The 13047-nt window shown below is 26.7% G+C and carries 14 protein-coding genes and 1 tRNA gene; 9 read left to right on the top strand and 6 right to left on the bottom strand.

From position 1 onward, the window contains the following. Nucleotides 1-44 precede the first annotated feature (44 nt). The gene (locus CVV26_01160; protein ID PKL72602.1) at nt 45-1337 is read left to right on the top strand and encodes a hypothetical protein; all 1293 of its coding nucleotides are present in this window, start codon (nt 45-47) and stop codon (nt 1335-1337) included. 194 nt (nt 1338-1531) lie between these two features. Next, the gene (locus CVV26_01155; GenBank protein PKL72601.1) at nt 1532-2323 is read left to right on the top strand and encodes a hypothetical protein; all 792 of its coding nucleotides are present in this window, start codon (nt 1532-1534) and stop codon (nt 2321-2323) included. 67 nt (nt 2324-2390) lie between these two features. On the opposite strand, the gene CVV26_01150 is transcribed toward CVV26_01155, so the two are convergent. The 6 genes from CVV26_01150 to rpsB form a co-directional block, all read right to left on the bottom strand. Continuing rightward, nucleotides 2391-2957 carry an aminoacyl-tRNA hydrolase gene (locus CVV26_01150; protein ID PKL72600.1) on the bottom strand — a complete coding sequence of 189 codons (567 nt, stop codon included), beginning with the start codon at nt 2955-2957 and terminating at the stop codon, nt 2391-2393. Nucleotides 2958-2969: 12 nt separating this feature from the next. Continuing rightward, nucleotides 2970-3503: an SMC-Scp complex subunit ScpB gene (gene scpB, locus CVV26_01145; protein PKL72599.1), complete on the bottom strand. Its 534-nt coding sequence runs from the start codon at nt 3501-3503 to the stop codon at nt 2970-2972. Nucleotides 3504-3521: 18 nt separating this feature from the next. Beyond that, on the bottom strand, nt 3522-4556 hold the full coding sequence (gap, locus tag CVV26_01140) for a type I glyceraldehyde-3-phosphate dehydrogenase (GenBank protein ID PKL72598.1): 1035 nt from the start codon (nt 4554-4556) through the stop codon (nt 3522-3524). Between the two features lie 67 nt (nt 4557-4623). Beyond that, nucleotides 4624-6207 (bottom strand): hypothetical protein, encoded by a 1584-nt coding sequence (locus CVV26_01135; protein PKL72597.1) that lies wholly within the window; start codon nt 6205-6207, stop codon nt 4624-4626. Between the two features lie 87 nt (nt 6208-6294). Beyond that, nucleotides 6295-6873 carry a translation elongation factor Ts gene (gene tsf, locus CVV26_01130; protein PKL72596.1) on the bottom strand — a complete coding sequence of 193 codons (579 nt, stop codon included), beginning with the start codon at nt 6871-6873 and terminating at the stop codon, nt 6295-6297. Between the two features lie 35 nt (nt 6874-6908). Then, complete coding sequence (gene rpsB, locus CVV26_01125; GenBank protein ID PKL72595.1) at nt 6909-7655, bottom strand: 30S ribosomal protein S2; 747 nt, start codon at nt 7653-7655, stop codon at nt 6909-6911. 266 nt (nt 7656-7921) lie between these two features. Here rpsB and CVV26_01120 point away from each other — a divergent pair, with 266 nt between their 5' ends. The 7 genes from CVV26_01120 (at nt 7922) to CVV26_01090 (ending at nt 13019) form a co-directional block, all read left to right on the top strand. After that, nucleotides 7922-8254: an RNA-binding protein gene (locus CVV26_01120; GenBank protein PKL72594.1), complete on the top strand. Its 333-nt coding sequence runs from the start codon at nt 7922-7924 to the stop codon at nt 8252-8254. Between the two features lie 154 nt (nt 8255-8408). After that, complete coding sequence (locus tag CVV26_01115; GenBank protein PKL72593.1) at nt 8409-9071, top strand: tRNA (guanosine(37)-N1)-methyltransferase TrmD; 663 nt, start codon at nt 8409-8411, stop codon at nt 9069-9071. Between the two features lie 32 nt (nt 9072-9103). Then, nucleotides 9104-10054: a DNA polymerase III subunit delta gene (gene holA, locus CVV26_01110; GenBank protein PKL72592.1), complete on the top strand. Its 951-nt coding sequence runs from the start codon at nt 9104-9106 to the stop codon at nt 10052-10054. Between the two features lie 5 nt (nt 10055-10059). After that, complete coding sequence (gene rsmA / locus CVV26_01105) at nt 10060-10896, top strand: ribosomal RNA small subunit methyltransferase A (GenBank protein ID PKL72591.1); 837 nt, start codon at nt 10060-10062, stop codon at nt 10894-10896. Between the two features lie 54 nt (nt 10897-10950). After that, nucleotides 10951-11040, top strand: a tRNA-Ser gene (locus CVV26_01100). An 81-nt stretch (nt 11041-11121) separates the two neighbouring features. Then, nucleotides 11122-11343: a hypothetical protein gene (locus CVV26_01095; protein PKL72590.1), complete on the top strand. Its 222-nt coding sequence runs from the start codon at nt 11122-11124 to the stop codon at nt 11341-11343. A gap of 449 nt (nt 11344-11792) precedes the next feature. After that, the gene (locus CVV26_01090) at nt 11793-13019 is read left to right on the top strand and encodes a tyrosine--tRNA ligase (GenBank protein ID PKL72589.1); all 1227 of its coding nucleotides are present in this window, start codon (nt 11793-11795) and stop codon (nt 13017-13019) included. The last annotated feature ends 28 nt before the right edge of the window (nt 13020-13047 follow it).

The following is a 13047-nucleotide window of genomic DNA, read 5'->3' as shown; positions in this document are numbered from 1 at the left end:
ATTAGAATCAAATAATAAAATATAATTTTTAAGTTAAAAACTTTATGGAAAATCAACAAACAGTTCAGCAACCAGTTCAACAAACTGTAGCGCCATTAGCTCAACCAATTGTAATGCCATTGCTTAGAGCTTCTGTAGTCTTGGGTCAAGCATGGCAAATTTATAAAAAAAGAATAGGTGTGTTTTTAGGTATTATGGGATTATCTATATTAGCAATGGTTGGTTTTGGTGTTTTAATAGGAGGTATAGGAGCGTTAGTGTTTTATTTTATTTATTTAAAATTTACAATAACAGGAATAGCTTTGCTGATTTTTTTAGCAATTTTACTTATTTTAATTATTTGCATAAGTCAGTCATGGCTTTTTACTGCTTTGCTTTATGCAATAAAAGATAAAGAAGACAAAATTGGAATTATAGAATCATATAAGAGGGGATGGAATAAAATACTTTCTTATTTATGGATTTCTTTTTTAGCAGGATTTATTATTCTTGGAGGATGTTATCTTTTTTGTATTCCAGGAATAATGTTTTCAGTTTTGTTTAGTTTAGCAGCTTTTGTTTTAATAGAAGAAAATTTAAAAGGAATGAATGCTTTGTTAAAAAGTTGGGAATATGTAAAAGGTAGATGGTGGAGCGTATTTTGGCGCTTCTTTTTTATTGGTATAGTATGTATGTTAATTATTTTTGGTGTTTTTTGTTTATTTGGAATTTTTGGTTTAATTTTAAATTTTTTAAAAGTTCCTTTCATTTTAGGAATTATTGATGTTGCTTTAAATTTATTTATGGTAGTTTTTGAATTTTTAGCAATTCCATTAATAATGGTTTATTTATTTTTAGTATATAAAAATTTAAAAGACGTAAAGGGTGAATTTGTTTTTACGCCAACTAAGGGTAAAAAAGCTATATTTATATCAATTGGTGTTTTTGGGATTTTAGTTATTTTTGCCATTGCTATTTTTGCTACATTAAATTTTAAATCAATAATGAAACCCTATATTTTAAAATCGCAACAAATAAATACTGGGCAAGATCAATTAAATAATATGGGACAAATTCGAACACAGTTAGATGTATTTTATATCAAAAATCTTAGATACCCGTCTTCGCTAAATGAATTATCATTAGATCCCTCACAAGCCAGTATCCTTATAAACCTATTGACAAATCAACCTTATGATTATAGACTTCAAGCGGAAGGTGAAGATTATTTACTTTGCGATAAAGATCCTGCTATAACATATTCACCTGAAGATCAACAACCAGTATGTGTTGCTTCAGAAACTGATTTTGATAATTTAGGAGACGAAGATTTAGATTATTCAGTGCCAAAGGAATAATAATTTAGGTTCTTTCTGTTATTTAGACTGTCTGATGACCATGATTTCGCTCTAAGAATCACGGATTTATCCCGAGTCATGTCATGGATAGGAATGAATTATGCGAAATTTGTTTTAATATTTATTTATTTTATTTTCCACTTAAAATGTGGACAATTCGTTAATTAGCGGATTGATAATTTATTTTTATTTTTATGTCTGAAGAAAAAAAACAGGTTGATGAAAACATTACCTTAAAAAATGTTTCTAAAGAAAAAGCTCTTTTTGAAAGCGCTTCACCTAAATTGACTTTTATTTTAGGTTTAGCTATTGGAATAGCTATTTGTAGTTTAGTTGGTTTTGTTTTTTTATTTTCTAATGGAATACAAAAATCTGAAAAAAATGTTGCAGAAAATAAAGAATTTGTTCCAAATATTCAACCGCCAACAACACCACCACCTTCTGATAAATCCGAAGAAATCAAAACAGCTACTTTTGAAATAAATAAAGATAATCATATTATGGGTGATTTTAATGCGCCAGTAACTTTAGTTGTTTTTACTGATTTTCAATGTCCATATTGTTCACGATTTAAAGCAACAATAGATGAAACTTTAAAAAATTATAAAGACAAAGTAAGAGTTATTTTTAAACATTATCCATTAGAATTTCATCAAAATGCGCAAAAAGCAGCTGAAGCTTCAGAATGCGCTAGTGAACAAGGAAAATTTTGGGAAATGCATGATAAATTATTTACAAATCAAGAGCAATTAGGAATTGATAATTTTAAAAAATGGGGAGCAGAGCTAAAATTAGATGGTAAAAAATTTGATGATTGTGTTAATTCTGGGAAATATACAGAAAAAGTTAAAAAAGATTTAGCCGAAGGTCTAAGCAAAGGAGTTGAAGGGACGCCAGCCACTTTTGTTAATGGAAAATTAGTTTCTGGTGCTTTGCCTTTTGAAAATTTTAAAGCAATAATTGATTCAGAATTATCAAATAAATAATTTTAAAATTAGACGAAAAATAAAAAAACGTTCCGATGGTCATTGGAACGTTTTTTTATTTTTTTTATTAATTATATTTATTCATTGCATTATTTATTCCTTCTTTCAAAGTCATTTTAATAGCTAGAGTAATTTTTTCTAAATTTTCAGAAATATTTTTCTCTTGTTCTTTAGTAAATTCCTGTAAAACAAATTCTTTTGTGTTGTATATATGAATTGGTTTTATTCCGATTCTAAATCTAATAAAAGCCTTTGTTTCTAAATAATCAATAATAGATTGAACACCCTTATGACCAGCGGAATTAATATTTTTACTAATTTTAATTTTTATTATAGGTAAATCAATATCATCGTTAATAATAAATAAATCTGAAGAATTTAATTTATAATAATTCATTAAAGCGCTGACTGATTTTCCAGAATTATTCATAAAAGTTTGAGGCATAGCTAAAACAATTTTTTCTTTATTAAAATCTCCTTGTGAAATTAAAGCGTCAAATTTTTTATTAAATTTAAAATTATCAAAATTTTCATTTAAGGTTTTTTGCAAATTATAAATTGCCATAAATCCACAATTATGACGAGTTTTTTCATATTCTTTTCCCGGATTTCCTAAACCAACAATTATTTTCATAATAATGGAATTTTAATTTTTTAAAAAATCATCCAAACTTTTATTTTTAGAAAGTTTTTCATAATCAGGGAGATTTTTAATATCATTAATTCCTAAATAACGCATAAAATCAAAAGTAATTATATATGAAATTTGATTTAATTTCGTATTTTCGCGAGTTTCAATTAATCCTTTAATTAATAAATTTCTTAAAATTAAACTGCAATTAATTCCTCTAATTTGTTCTAATTCTGGTTTAGTAATAGGTCCTCGATAAGCAATAATAGCTAATGTTTCTAATGATGGTTTAGTTAATTCTCCCATTGTTTCTTCTTTTAAAAAATTTTGAATTATTGTGGTATTTTGAGGATTGGTTGCCATTTGATATTCCGATTCTTTTTTAATAATAGTAATTCCTTTATCAGGATTATCATATTCTTTTATTAATTCTTGAATTTTTTCTTTAATCTTTTCTTCTTCTATTTTTAAAATTTGAGAGAGTTTTTTTATAGAAAAAGGTTTATTAGAAACAAAAAAAAGACTTTCAATAATAGATTTTAAAGACATAATATAAATTATAAATAATTAGAGAGTTAATAAATTTCCAATATATTTTGCCATTTCTACAAATCGGCAACTATATCCCCATTCATTGTCATACCAAGCAACAACTTTGATTAGATCGTCTTTAACCATTAACATTGGTAAATCCACAATAGCTGAATTAGAATTTTTTTTATAATCAACTGAAACCAAGGGTTCATCACAAACAGCAAGAATATTTTTCATTTTTTCTTTAGACGCTTTTTTAAATGCTTCTATCACTTCTGATGAATTTGTTTTTTTTGAGACATTACAAACAAAATCAACAATTGAAACGTTTGATGTTGGAACACGCATGGCAATGCCGTCAATTTTCCCATTTAATTCTGGAATTATTTTTGTTACTGTTTTAGCTGCTCCAGTGGTTGTGGGAATAATTGACATTGCTGCGGCTCGGCTACGTCGTAAATCTTCATGTGGTAAATCTAAAATTCGTTGATCATTGGTATAAGAATGAACAGTGGTCATAAATCCATTTTTGATTTCAAAATTATCATTTAAAACCTTAACAATTGGTGCTAAACAGTTTGTTGTACAGGAAGCATTAGAAATAATATGATCTGTTTCTGAATTATATTTTTCTTCATTTACTCCCAAAACAAAAGTTGGAATTTCTAAACTTTTTGAAGGAGCGCTAATAACTACTTTTTTTGCCCCGGCTTTTAAATGTTTTTCTGCGCCTTCTTTTTCTGTAAAAAATCCTGTGCATTCTAAAACAACGTCGATTTCTAATTGCTTCCATGGTAATTTTTCTGGATCTTTTTCAGCAAAAATAAGAATTTCTTTATTATCTATAATTAAACTGCCGACACTTTTTTCTTTGTCTAACTCTTGAAAACCAACATTTTTTTCATAAATTCCATAAATAGAATCATATTTCAAAAGATGAGCCAATGTTTTTACATCAGTTAAATCATTAATGGCGACAATTTCCAATTCTGGATGATCTAAAATAATTTTTAGACTGGGCCGACCAATCCGACCAAATCCATTTATTGCAATTCGTATTTTTTTCATAAAATAAATATAATAAAATTAAAATTTAATTATATTTTACACTATCAAACCTTTCTGTCAAGCAATTTTAATTGCTTTCCTGATTCAAATTTGACTGATTTAATTGATGATAAAAAGTGTCTATTTGTAATAAATTATTATTCATTGGAAATAATTTTAGAGCTGTTTGTAAAAATTCGCCAGCCATTTTTTGATCTTTCCCATAAAAAACTAACAGCTTTGCCAAATTTTCATAAGCCAAAAAATATTGACCATTATCAATTGCTTTTTGATAACAATCAGCCGCTTTTGAATAATTTTTTTCATCCTCAAAGCTGACTCCCAAATTATTCCAATTGGTCCACCAAAAAGGTGCAATTTCTGTTGATTTTTGAAAATGAATTTTTGCATCTTTGTAATTTTTGTTTCGATAAAGTTCCACTCCTAAATTATTTTCCAAATCAAAACTTCCTGTGACTATTTTTATATCTTTTGAATAAAGAGTCAAACCATTTTTCCAATCTAAAGTTCTAATAAAACTTCTGATTGAAAATAAAAGAAGAATAATAATTCCAACAATTAAAATTATTTTTTTATTTTTTTTAATTTTTGACAGCATCACTCCAATCATCCCTAATAATCCAATAATTGAAAAATAAAACCAACGATCAGCCACTGTCATATCCAAAGAAACTATTTGAGAATGCATTCCTAATCCGATTAGAAACCACAAAAAGAAAAAACTATAAATCATTGTCATTGGATCTTTTTTCTTTAATAAATAGACAAATCCCATTATTAGTAATAAAAAAAATCCGGCTATCATCAATAATGGTCTCCAGAAATTTTGAAAATCAAATGTTTGCACTGCCCAATGCTGGCTAATCCCTAAATAGACAGGATAGAAAAAAGTTTTAATATAAAAAAATATTATTTTTGGAATAGAAATTAATCGTTCAAAAAAATCCATTCTTGAAATGGGTGATAAATCATGTTTTTGAAATAAAACTTCCGCTAATTTAATCCGTAAAAATAAATAGATTGCCAAAGAAAATAAAAGATAAAATATTGTTTTATTATTAAAAGATTTCCATTTTTCACACATTATAAAATACAATGGAATTAAGAGAAAAAATCCAATTGCTGTTTCTTTTGAAAATAATGCCAATAAAAAAAAGATCCCGATTAAAATAGGCATCTTTTTTTTAAAAACAAAATAAAAACTCAATAATCCAAAAAATAAAAACATTACCTCTTGAAGACTAGAAATATAGACAACAGCCTCAACATTTATCGGATGAATTAAAAATATTAATGAACAAAAAAGAGCGATTGGGTTTGAAAAAAATCGAGAAAAAATTAAAAAAATAAGAATGGCGTTACTAATATGAAAAAGTAAAGACAGCAAATGAAAAAAGAATGGATTGGGTCCAAATAATGAATAAACTGCCGAAAAACCCGAGGTCATTAAGGGTTTATAATAAAGTCCATTTAAACCATTTGCACCACCGGCATTAAAAGTGCTACCTTGAAAAAATTTTGGAAAATTAGCAAAACTGTGAATCACTTGATTATTAACCACTTGTTCTTCATCGTCCCAAACAAAATTATTTGATAATGAAAAACCATAAACCAAAAAACCAAAAATAATAATGATTAAAATATTTCTCATAATATTTAATTATATCACTTTTAATTAAATAAAAAAATACGAAAATGTAATTTCGTATTTTTTTATTTTGAGTTTTGCGTTTTGAGTTTATAATTTGTATCTCACAAATTCTGCTATTTGAATATTTTCACCTAATTTAGAAATGGTTTGATTAATTAATTCCTCAACTGTTATTTTTTCTTCTTTAAAAAAAGATTGTTTTGTCAAACAAATTTCTTTATACATTTTTTGTAATTTTCCTTGCAAAATTTTTTCTATAATCGCTTCTGGCTTCCCTTCTTTTTTTAATTGTTCTTTATAAATTTCTTTTTCTTTTTCTTTTATTTCTTCAGATACATCTTCAGGTTTTAAATATTGAGGATCGTTGGCTGCTATTTGAATAGCAATATCATGAACCAAAGTTTTAAATTCTTCATTACGCGCGACAAAATCTGTCTCGCAATTTACTTTAACCAAAACGCCAATTCTTCCACCTGGATGAATGTAAGAATCAATTAAACCTTCTTTTGTTTCTCTTTCTGCTTTTTTGGCCGCTTTTATTGTTCCGGCTTTTCTTAAAAATTCAATGGCTTTTTCTATAGCTCCTTTACTTTCTTCAATGGCTTTTTTACAATCCATTATTCCCAGCCCAGTCCGCTCTCTTAATTGTTTAATTAAATTTAACATAAAAATAAATAAAAAATTTTAAATTAAAACCTATTTTACACTTTTTCATTGTTTGCTTTTAAATTTTCACTGCTATTTGTTGATTGTTCATTTTTAGTCACGCTTTTTCCCTCTTTAATCGCTTCAACGACTAAATTAACCATCATTTTAATTGATTTAATTCCATCGTCATTGGCTGGGATTGGATAAGCCACATTTTGAGGTTTAGTATTAGTGTCTATAATGGCAACAATAGGAACATTTTTCTTTTTAGCTTCTTTTTCCGCTGTTTCTTCTTCATTAATTCCAATAATAAAAATTGCTTCTGGCAATTTATTTAATTCTCTTAATCCATCAAATAATCTTTTTAATTTTTCAATTTCTTTTTCAAATTTTAATTGTTCTTTTTTTGTATATTTTTTAAATTCTCCTTTTTCTTTTTCTTCTTCCATTTTTTTCATTTTTTTTATATTTTTTATAATAGTATCTAAATTAGTAAAAGTTCCACCTAACCATCTTTCTGTTATATATGGCATATTAACTTCTAACGCTGCTTTTTTAACAATATCTTTAGCTTGTTTTTTGGTTCCTAAAAAAAGAATTGTTCCGTTTTTTGCAGAAATTTCTTTTATAAAATCTAAAGCTTCTTTTAATTTTTCAACAGTTTTTTCCAAATTAATAATATGTATTCCGCTACGGATTCCAAAAATATAAGGCTTTGTTTTAGGATATCTTTTAGAAGTTTGATGTCCAAAATGAACTCCTGCTTCTAATAATTCCAATAAAGTTGGTAATTTAAGCATAAAAAAATAAACAAATAAATTAAGTAAAATTATTATAACAATAATAAATATTTAAAGCAATTTTTTTTCCACATTTGATATTTAATTTTGACAAATTTTTTAAATTCTCTATAATAAAAATTATAGAAAATAAAATTAAATTAAGAAAAAAATAAATGGCGAAACTGGTTTATTTTAACAAAGGTCGACAGTTAGCGTAGCTGTTTATTGATTAAATGTAAAATTATCTAAACTTATTAAATAAGTTTAGATTTTTAAGGAAAAATATGACAACACAAGCAGACCAAGCATTTATAGAAATGATTGTTAAGTCTTTAGTAAATAAGCCGGAAGCGGTCACAGTAGAAAGAACAGTTGATGAAATGGGTGTTTTACTTACCTTAAAAGTTGATGTTGAAGATACCGGACAAATTATTGGACGCTCTGGTCAAACAATTCAAGCTATTCGTACTTTATTAAGAATTGTTGGAGCTAAAAATAATGCCCGTGTTAATTTAAAACTTTATCAACCAGAAGGTACAGAACGTCCTTTTAGAAGAGACACAAGAAGCGATGCAAAAGTAACTACTGCTGATGCAATAGATGATTTTAAAATATAAAAATCATTTATTATTCTATTGTTTATTTTGTTAAATATTTGCATTTAACATGGTTTACATAAAACAAAAGTCGCGATATAATTAATCGCGACTTTTGTTTTATGATTTTCCTAAAAGCTAACATCCGTCAGCTGTCGGATAAAAACTATTTTTTATGATTTTCAACATTCTTACAATTTTTCCTCAAATATTTAATTCTTATTTTAATGAAAGTATTATTAAACGCGCTCAAAAAGAAAAAATAATAGAAATTAATTTTTTAAATATTCGTGATTGCACTATTGATAAACACAAAACAGTTGATGACACTCCTTATGGCGGTGGAATAGGAATGTTGATGAAAATAGAACCGATTTATCAAACATTAAAAAATTTTAAATTAAAACATAAAACACCAAAACAAAAAATTATTTTATTAACTCCAAAAGGGAAAAAATTTAATCAAAGAATGGCTGAACGATTATCACAATTAAATCAAATAACTTTTATTTGTGGTCGATATGAAGGAATTGATGAAAGAGTAAATAAATTAATTGATGAAAAAATTTCTATTGGCGATTATATATTAACTGGTGGAGAAATTCCTGCAATGGCTATTGTTGATGCGATTACTCGTTTATTGCCGGGAGTTTTAGGGAAGGATGAATCAAGCAAAGTTGAAACTTTTTCAAAGGAAGGATTTTTGGAATATCCTCAATATACACGGCCAGAAATATTTGAAATAAATGGTAAAAAAGCGCGTGTTCCTAAAATTCTTTTATCTGGAAATCACAAGAAAATTCAGGAATGGCAAGAGAAAAAAACAATTAAAATTTAAATATTTATTTAAAATTTAAAATTATTAAAACTATGTTTATTTTTTTATATGGAGAAGATTCTTTTCGATCAAAGGAAAAATTAAAAGAATTGATAAAAAAATTTCAAAAAGAAATTGATTTTTCTAATTCAAATATTTTAATTTTTGAAGGAGAAAAAATAGATATAAATAAATTAGAGCAAGCCATTTTAACAGATGGGTTTTTGGCTAAAAAAAGAATGATTATTATAAAAAATTTATTTAGCCAATGTCAAAATGATAAATTTTTAGAAAAAATTTTAAATATATTAAATCAAGAAAATGAAAATATTTTAATTTTTTGGGAAAAAGAAAAAATAGATATAAAAAATAATATTAAGAAAAAAATATTTGAAAAATTAAAAAAAGAAAAATTCACATGGGAATTTTCTATATTAATTGGAATAAAATTAAAAGATTGGGTAAAAAAAAGAATAGAAAATCAAGGAGCTAAAATTGAAAATCAAGCCTTAGAAAATTTAATTATTATGGTAAGTAGCGATTTATGGCGAATGTCAAATGAAATTAATAAACTTTGTACTTATAAATTAGGGGAAGTTATTTATAAAGAAGATGTAGATTTATTGGTTGCAAAAAAAATAAATGAAAATATTTTTAATTTAGTTGATGCGCTAGGAAATAAAAATAAAATATTAGCTTTAAAATTGATTAATGATCAATTAAAAACAAATAATTCAGTGTATTATTTATTAGCGATGATTATTAGACAGTTTAGAATTTTATTACAGATTAAGGATTTATCTTTAAAAAATGAATCCGCCAACTGGCGGACGCAACTTAAATTACATCCTTTTGTTATTCAAAAAGCGTCTATTCAAGCGAATAAATATTCTTTTGATCAATTAAAAAATATTTATCAGCAATTATTAGAAATAGATATACAATTAAAAACGAGTCAAATCAATTCAAAAATTTTACTCAATTTGTTTATTCAAAATCTTTAATAATTATGGAAAATGTTAAATTGCTTTGTGAAAAATATGGGCTTCATCCGCAACGACAAGCTGGACAAAATTTTTTAATTGACAAGAATATTTTAAATAAAATTATTCAAGTGGCTGAATTAAAAAAAGACGATGTAATTTTGGAAATTGGCGCTGGTTTTGGAGTGCTTACTCGAGAATTAGCTGGACGAGTTAAAAAAGTCATTGCTGTGGAATTAGATAAAAGATTGGTTGTAGCTTTAAAAGAAGAATTAAAAAATTTTAAAAATATAGTCCTTATTAATAAAGACATTTTAAAAATTCAAAATTTAGAATTAAAAATTATAAATAATAAATATAAAATTGTGGCAAATGTTCCTTATAATATTACTTCTGCGATTTTGCGAAAATTTTTAAGCGAAGAATTAATAAGACCCAGTGAAATGATTTTATTAATTCAAAAAGAAGTAGCTGAAAGAATTATTGCTAAACCGGGACAAATGAGTTTATTGTCAATTTCTGTTCAATTTTACAGTCAGCCTAAAATCATTAGCGTTGTTTCTAAAAATAGTTTTTGGCCTGCGCCAAAGGTAAATTCGGCGATAATAAAATTAAATCTTAATAAACAATTTAATATAGAAATAGAAAAAGATTTTTTTGATTTAGTTCGAGCTGGATTTTCTAGTCGCAGAAAACAATTAAAAAATAATTTAAAAAAAATAAAAATTCGTAGCAAAAAAACAATGGAAAAAATTTTTGAAGAATTGAATTTTAATCCAATGATTCGTGCTCAAGAACTTTCAGTAAAGGATTGGGTTGAACTTTATAAAAAAATCCACTATACTTTAAAAGCTAAAAGTTAATTTTATGAGCGAAACGAATACAATAACTTTTAACTTTACACTTTTAACTTTTTAGGAGAGATGCCAGAGTGGTTGAATGGGACAGTCTTGAAAACTGTTAGGCCTTAACGGGTCTCTAGGGTTCGAATCCCTATCTCTCCGCCAGTTGGTAAAAGAAGAGTTTGGCTCGGCCTTTGCAAGGGTTCGCCAGCCGATTTTAATCGCAAATTGGAATTTTTTAGAATTTTGAAGCCCGGTGGTAAAATTGCTCTTTTTGAATACACTCTTGCACCTAACGAAAAATTTTCGAAATTGGAAATGAAAATGCTTGATCTTGTTATAGAAGGTTCGGCAATGATGGGGCTAAAAGATTTTCGGCATGACCAATTTACGGGACCGTTCATAAAAGTGTGTCTAGCTTTTTTTATCTTTTTGGGTTTAAGGTACGGTTGGGATGTTCTAAAATAATGGCATCATAAATTTTACATTATTTGTATATTTTTCAATTGTTTCTTGTATTTTGTTTAAATTATTTTTTAGAAAAATATTAATTACCAAATTTCTAATTAAAGAATAATTTGCAGGAGCATTTCCTTATGGTTAGGGAAATTAATTAGCCCCCTTGATAAAGGGGGTTGGGGGATTTCAGAAATTAAGAAACCCTCTAAATCTCCCTTATCAGGGAGACTTTATGAAAGAAGGATTTTCAAAATTATTTTTATTTTTTGTAGAACAGCCCAACCGTGGGGTTTAAGGTGCCCCGAAGCAAAGCAAGTTTGCTATGAGGTAAAAATTCCGCCCGCCTTACAAATTTTGGGCGAAATCTGTTCGAATTTTTTCGAACGCACATTGTTAGTTGTTTTGGGAAAAATAAAAAATTTTGCTATTATATAAATATAATCTTTAAATATAAAATTATGTCAAAAATTATAATTGATGAAAAAAAAATTGACGAAGTTTTAACCAAAGGCGTGGAGGAAGTTTTAATAAAGGATAGTTTGAAAAAAAAGTTAATGTCTGGTAAAAAATTAAGAATTAAGTTTGGCATTGATCCAACAGGTTCGGTTTTGCATTTAGGTCATGCTGTAATTTTGCGGAAATTAAGAGAATTTCAAAATTTGGGTCATCAAGTAATTTTTTTAATTGGCGATTTTACCGCTCGCATTGGAGATCCAACAGGTCGTTCCATAACCAGAAAAGCCTTAGCTAATAAAGAAATAGTTGTTAATATGAAAAGTTATGTTAAACAAGCCGGTTTGTTATTGGATATGTCTAAAGTAGAGGTAAAATATAATTCAAAATGGCTGTCTAAATTAAGTCTTGATGATTTAGTAGCGCTAATGTCAAAAGTCACCTATGCGCAGGTAGCGCAAAGGGCTGATTTTAAAGAAAGAATAAAAAATGATATTGATTTAAGTTTGCAGGAATTTATGTATCCTGTGTTGCAGAGTTATGATTCTGTTATTCTTAAAGCAGATGTAGAAATTGGCGGAACCGATCAAAAATTTAACCTGTTGATGGGTAGGCAGTTGCAAAAAAGATACAATCAAGAGTTGCAGGATATTATTACTTGTCCATTATTAGAAGGACTATCTGGTGGAGATAAAATGAGTAAAAGTCTTAATAATTATATTGCTCTTATGGAAAAAAGCGAAGAGATGTATGGCAAAATTATGTCTTTGACTGATAATTTAATTATAAAATATTTTACACTTTGTACTGATATATCATTAAATAAAATAGCCGAAATCAAGCAAGAAATTGATATTGATAAAATTAATCCGCGCGATTTAAAAATGCGTTTGGCTTTTGAAATTACAAAAATTTATCACAATGAAAATGAAGCAAAAAAGGCAGAAAAACATTTTATAAAAGTAATCCAACAAAAAGAAATACCTGATGAAATTACGAATTACGAATTACGTCCGTCAGCCGACGGAACGAATTGGAAAATAATAGATTTGTTAGTTAAGGTAAAAATGGCAGGCAGTAAAAATGAGGCAAAAAGATTAATTAAACAAAATGGGATTAAAGTGGACAACACCGTAATAAAAGATATAAATAAAATAATTGAGATTACTGAAAATGGCGTATTATTGCAAAAGGGCAAAAGGCAGTTTGTAAAAATAATTAAGAAATTATAAATTATAAATTATAAATTTAAATTAAAGG

The organism is Candidatus Kuenenbacteria bacterium HGW-Kuenenbacteria-1 (genome assembly GCA_002839745.1).
Classification (GTDB): domain Bacteria; phylum Patescibacteriota; class Patescibacteriia; order UBA2591; family PGYQ01; genus PGYQ01.
The sequence above is the reverse complement of the archived record's forward strand: the minus strand, read 5'-3'. Positions and strand labels throughout refer to the sequence as shown.